Origin of the sequence: Sulfuricurvum sp. MLSB (assembly GCF_000747095.1) — a bacterium.
In the GTDB taxonomy this organism is placed as follows: Bacteria; Campylobacterota; Campylobacteria; order Campylobacterales; family Sulfurimonadaceae; genus Sulfuricurvum.
Genome location: NZ_JQGL01000141.1, coordinates 1 through 5,200, shown reverse-complemented (window position 1 = coordinate 5,200; position 5,200 = coordinate 1). Strand labels below are relative to the sequence as shown.

The following is a 5,200-nucleotide window of genomic DNA, read 5'->3' as shown; positions in this document are numbered from 1 at the left end:
TTTGGCACTATTGTATTGCGCTTTGGCACTGCGCGCTCCTGCCTGAGCCGTATCAAATTCGGCCTGCGTCACAAACCCCCCTCTCAGCAAAGCGGTATAACGGTTCAGTGTGGCATCGGCCAAGTCGTATTTGGCTTCCAAATCCTCGATCACCGCTCTTTGCGATGAGAGCTGTGCACGGCTTTTGGCGATAAGGGCGGTGCTTTCTTGAACGTTGGCATGCAGTTCAGCAACGTCCATTTTCGCCAATACTTGCCCCTCTTCAACCGCATCCCCCTCATCCGCGTAAAGCTCTTGAAGTTTAGCGGTTGTTTTTGGAGCGAGGATCACCACCTCTTTGGCTTCGAGAGTTCCGACGCCGTTGACGCTTTCCGCCGGTTTGGGAGTCTGCGGAAGTGAGACAGGCGGAGTATTTTTCGGCATCACTGCTTTTGTGATCATAATAGCGCCGAGTATGACAATAATGACTCCGCCGATTAGTAAAAATTTATTTTTTGCATACATCATTGTCGCATCCTTCATTGAGCATTTTTTCCATGTGCGCCCACGCGCGTATTTTTTGAAATTTGGCTTCAGCCAACCCAATATGCCCGTTTTCGACGGCACTTTGTGCTTCCAGCACATCGACATAAGTCGCCAGCCCCTGAGCGTATCGCCCTTCGATTAACCGAAGCGTTTTTTGCGCCGCCTCGATAATGCTCTGTTGCGCTGCGATCGTTTTGTCGGAACGTTTCAAGTCACTATAGCTTCCATAAAGTTCAGTATAAAGGGCGCGTTCCGTGCTCTCGTACTCTTTTTGCGCCAGAGAGAGGGCTATGCGGCTTTTTTGCCCTTCTGCCGTTATTTTCCCCCCTTCGTACAAAGGGATCGTTCCGACGACACCGACCGAAGAGCTATCATACGAGGAGAGGGAGTTGTCGTATCCGTATGAGCCGATAAGGGCCACGCTCCCGTATTGCTCTTTGCCGGCGGCTTCGGACACTGCTTTTGCGTGATCAGTTGCGGCTTGCAGTGCTTTAAGCTGCGGGTTCTGCGAAGAGAGTCTTTGACGAAGCGTCCCTGAACTTTCCATCAGAGAAATGGTATCGGCACGGCGGTCCAATTCCTCTTTTTTGATCTGAATTTCCCCATCCTCTCCCATCAAAAGCGATAGAGCCAAAGCGTTCTTGTCGTTTTCGGCATTGATCGCAGACAAAGCCTCTTTCGCTTCCATGAGCGATGCTTTAAAGCGTGATTCGTCCGCTTCGGTTTTGAGCCCATTCTTCCGCATACTGGACGAACGCTCATACTGGGCTTGGTAAAAACGTACCGATTGTTCTGCCGTATGCTTCCGCGAATCCAAATAGGCCAGCGTGTAATAATGCAGACGCACCTGCTCGATCAGAGTATTGGCAGCGACGTATCGATTGGCATCGGCTTCGCTTTTCTTATGGAGTGAAGCACTGTAACGATCTTCCGTACGCCCCGCATCCCATAGCGTATAGCTCCCCGTAACATCCGCATGAAACGCATCACTCTCTCGGGTTGAAAACGCTCCGCTTGAGGGCATCACAAATGTTTTGGTCGGATAATAGCCGACGGTTGCGTCCAGTCTCGGGCGCAATGCGGATCGGGTACTTTGAGCATCGCTCAGTGCGCTTGCCTGCCGCATCGTTGCCATCTGCATATCAGGATGGGCGCGAAGCGTTTTGCGGATCGCATCATCGACGCTCAATGTTCCGGCAATCCCAAAAACAATATGATACTACTCGCATATAAAAATCACAATGACCGATGTCAAGAATAACAGAGCCATTAACAGTGCGTTAACATCCTCTGTTCTAAAATTGCCCATTGCATTCTGATTAAGGACAACCCTTTCAACGGCACGTCACGTTTGCGTCCAAAATCGCTTCCTCTCTTTTCGCCGTTGAGCACTGCGCTTTACTCATCACCGATTCGCTAAAGCGGGTCTGCCACAGCAGGGCATTTTTCAGTTTTGCGGTGCGCAGATCGTTACGGATAAACTTCGCGTCCCCCAGCTCCGCACCCCTAAAATCGGTTTGAAAGAGTTTCGCTTCGGTAAAATTGGCTTTCCAGCTCTTCGTCTCCCGCAGATCGGCATGGGATAGATCGGCACGGTTCAAATGGGTCCCTTTGAAATTGGCCCCCTTCGCCTGCATATGACTCAGATCGGCACGCTCCATCGACCCTTTCCAGAAAATCGCCCCCAGCGCCTTGGCACGGCTCAGATTGGCATCATCGAATGAGCACATCACGAAAATACTGTTGCTCAAATCGGCACCGGAGAGATCGCTGCGGCTCAGATCGCCGCCGCTGAAATCAATATTACGCAGATCGGCCCCGCGCAGGTCGCATCCGACGCACTCTTTCTCCTCCAGCGTCTTTTTGAGATGCGCCGCATCGTACGCCCCCAGTGCAGCCCATCCCATCATCAGAGCGATTAGAACGTTTTTCATTTCATCCCCCGGATGCGGTGCAACTCTTTGGCAAACGGCTCGGGGCGTTGGCTCCCGATCAGGGTCTCTTTTTTATTCCCCGCTTTGTCGATAAAAAACATGGTTGGAATCCCGAAATAATCGAAGTCCTCGGGGAGTTTACCCTTGTGGACGTTTTTCTCCACGATCACGAAGTTCGCATTCAGATACCCTGCCACCCCTTTGTCGAGGAACACTTTTTTCTTCATGTAGGCACATTCGGGGCAATCGTCGGCGGTATAGATCATCAATACGAGCTTGTCCGTTTTCCCCATCGACGCCACCGCCGATTTAAACGCTTCGTCGTTCTGGATCGTTCCGGCCCATGCGATTGCATAAGCTGACAACCACAGCCATACTATTTTCATTGTTTCGTCTCCTTATTTCAGCGCCAGCTTGTCGTCGAAAAACAGCTCGCGGTTCTCGTCGAAGTTTGTCACCAGTGTCGTAAAACACCCCGCCATCTCCCGAATCGTCTCGATGTTGGGCTCGATGTAGACTTTGTTCCCCTTTTTCTCGACAGTGATGATCTTCGCTTCTTTGAGCTCCTTGATATGGGCCGAAATCGTCGGCAGCGAAAAATTGAAGTGTTCCGCGATGGTACTGACGCACGTTGCGATCGGATTGACTTCGACGCCGGGCTGTTTTTTGTCCAGCGAACAGGTATATCCCCCCGTAAAAACGTTTTTAAAAATCAAAAAGCGGGTCTCGTTGCTGAGCGCTTTAAAGATTTTGAGCTTTTGTTCCATGTCCAACATCGCAGAGCCTTGACAAATCAGTTGGGATTATTATACCATGCAAATTAATTAGTTAATTAGCTAATAACCTTATTTATTGCCGCCACAGAGCGGACATTCCCGATCGGAGAATCTGTAAATGAAAAAAATCCTATTAACTTTCTTAATGATCAGCAGTTCCCTCTTCGCCGAACTCGACTGGGCACCCTCATACGAGCAGGGGCTAGTGCAAGCCAAAAAAGAGCACAAAATCGTGATGCTGATGTTCTCGAAAAAAACGTGCAAAATGTGCAATGTAATGAAAACCAAGGTATATGAAAACGACGAGGTCGCCGAATACGTCAAAAACTTCTTCGTTCCCGTCGAAATCGATATCGAAGTCCGTCCTGACAAATACGGGTATCAAGTCTTTGGAACACCGACCTACTATTTTCTGGATTCCAACGGCAAACAGATCGGACGAATGATGGTCGGAGGAGCGAGTGCAGAGGGATTTTTGCAAAAGCTCAAAGACGTAAAACAGGGTAAATAAGCGATGTTCAAACGCTCCCTCTTTTTATCATTGCTCCTCGCCGTTTCGGGCAGCGCGCAAAATCTTGAAGACATCTTCAAAAAAGGCAAAGCAAGCGGCCAGCTGCGCGCTTTTTGGTACGACGGCGACCGCGAGCTGCGCATCGATCGCACAGCCCTCACTCTCGGCGGAATCCTCAGCTATCAAACGGCGGCGATGGAAGGATTCAGCGGCGCCGTTTCGTTTTTTTCGAGCAACGGGGCACTCCCCGTAACGCGGATGCCCTATTCGGGACAGACACACAATCTCAACCTCGACGGAAGCGCCATCAACACCCTCGGCGAGGCGTATCTGCAATACACGGGGCATGACACCCTTCTGCGCTACGGACGCCAGCGCCTCGATCTGCCCCTTGCCAACGACTACTACAACCGGATGCTCCCCAACAGCTTCGAAGCCCTCTATGCGGAAAACAAGAGCATCGCCCACACCGCCCTCAAAGCCGCCTATATTACGGGATGGAAATACAAAGCCTCCGATACCTTCGTCTCGCCGACCCGTTCGCTCGGAATCGACCGCGACATCGCCGTCCTCGGAGCGCTCTACTCCCCGAAAAGTTCTCTCAAAATCGAACTGTACGACACCTATGTCCGCGACGTGATGAATGCCCCTTATGTGCAGATTGTCGACAATGAAATCTGTAAGTTACCGGAAGGAACGACTTTTTCGGCGGCATTGCAGTATTTGAACGAGCACAGCGTCGGTGACAAAGCCGCAGGTGAGGTCGATACCTACCTGTTTGGGCTACGCGGCACAGTCTCGCAAGGAGCATGGAGTCTGAGCGCCCTGTATACCCGCATCGGCGATCAGAGCCTTCTGGGTACGGGCGGACGGTATGAAAACATGGGGTGGGGAGGCTTCATCACCTACACCGATCTGCAAATCGACGGGGAGAGCGAAAACGCCGGGGCGCAGGCCTACGGCGGCATTCTTGCGTATCGTCCCGATTCAAGTTTCGAAATCTCTGCCAAGTATATGCGGATCGATCAGAGCGACTCGACGCAAAGCGATCCGCACTCCCTGACGGCGAACCCCCGCCCCGATTCGGACGAGGTCAACATCGACGCGACGTATCAGCCGCGCAAAGAGATGCGGCTGCGCACCCGCCTTGCCCGCGTCGATTACGACAGCGGCAGTACGTCGCTGTACAAAGCCAAAGCGTTTGACGAGACCAACGTCCGCATCATCGCCGATTATTTTTTTTGACACTCGGTATTAGAGTTTTACGCCATAATGATTGAGCACGGTGACCATCCCCCAGTAACACGCCACGGTCACGATAAGCGAAACAGAGAGGCTGAGATAAAAATTCAGCCCCTGTTTCAGCAATAGCGGCAAAGTCACAAACAACGCCAACGAGGGCAATACAAGCCAAAACACCCCCGTCGCAAGGGCGCTGATCTTGGCAATGTCTT

Annotated in this window: 7 protein-coding genes and 1 pseudogene; 2 read left to right on the top strand and 6 right to left on the bottom strand. The window is 51.6% G+C overall.

What is annotated here, in order from left to right; genetic code table 11:
• The 5 genes from JU82_RS10285 to JU82_RS10265 all read right to left on the bottom strand — a co-directional run.
• The coding region (locus JU82_RS10285; RefSeq protein ID WP_037950273.1) for a biotin/lipoyl-binding protein at positions 1–507 on the bottom strand (507 nt) is incomplete at its 3' end.
• The gene (locus JU82_RS10280) at positions 488–1,714 is read right to left on the bottom strand and encodes a TolC family protein (protein WP_037950271.1); all 1,227 of its coding nucleotides are present in this window, start codon (positions 1,712–1,714) and stop codon (positions 488–490) included. The genes JU82_RS10280 and JU82_RS10285, both read right to left, overlap by 20 nt.
• Before the next feature lie 145 nt (positions 1,715–1,859).
• Entirely contained in the window at positions 1,860–2,459 is a 600-nt protein-coding gene (locus tag JU82_RS10275; protein ID WP_037950267.1) for a pentapeptide repeat-containing protein, read from the bottom strand.
• Complete coding sequence (locus JU82_RS10270; protein ID WP_037950264.1) at positions 2,456–2,845, bottom strand: thioredoxin family protein; 390 nt, start codon at positions 2,843–2,845, stop codon at positions 2,456–2,458. Before JU82_RS10270 ends, JU82_RS10275 begins: the two co-directional genes overlap by 4 nt.
• A 12-nt stretch (positions 2,846–2,857) precedes the next feature.
• Positions 2,858–3,235, bottom strand: a complete 378-nt coding sequence (locus JU82_RS10265; protein ID WP_037950261.1) for a metalloregulator ArsR/SmtB family transcription factor — start codon at positions 3,233–3,235, stop codon at positions 2,858–2,860.
• Positions 3,236–3,353: 118 nt separating this feature from the next.
• On the opposite strand from JU82_RS10265, the gene JU82_RS10260 reads away from it, so the two are divergent.
• Together JU82_RS10260 and JU82_RS10255 are read left to right on the top strand one after the other, a co-directional pair.
• Positions 3,354–3,746 carry a DUF255 domain-containing protein gene (locus tag JU82_RS10260; RefSeq protein ID WP_037950257.1) on the top strand — a complete coding sequence of 131 codons (393 nt, stop codon included), beginning with the start codon at positions 3,354–3,356 and terminating at the stop codon, positions 3,744–3,746.
• Positions 3,747–3,749: 3 nt separating this feature from the next.
• Complete coding sequence (locus JU82_RS10255; protein WP_037950254.1) at positions 3,750–4,991, top strand: OprD family outer membrane porin; 1,242 nt, start codon at positions 3,750–3,752, stop codon at positions 4,989–4,991.
• 9 nt (positions 4,992–5,000) lie between these two features.
• Here JU82_RS10255 and JU82_RS10250 read toward each other — a convergent pair.
• Positions 5,001–5,200: pseudogene (locus tag JU82_RS10250) on the bottom strand (hypothetical protein); the annotation flags it as partial.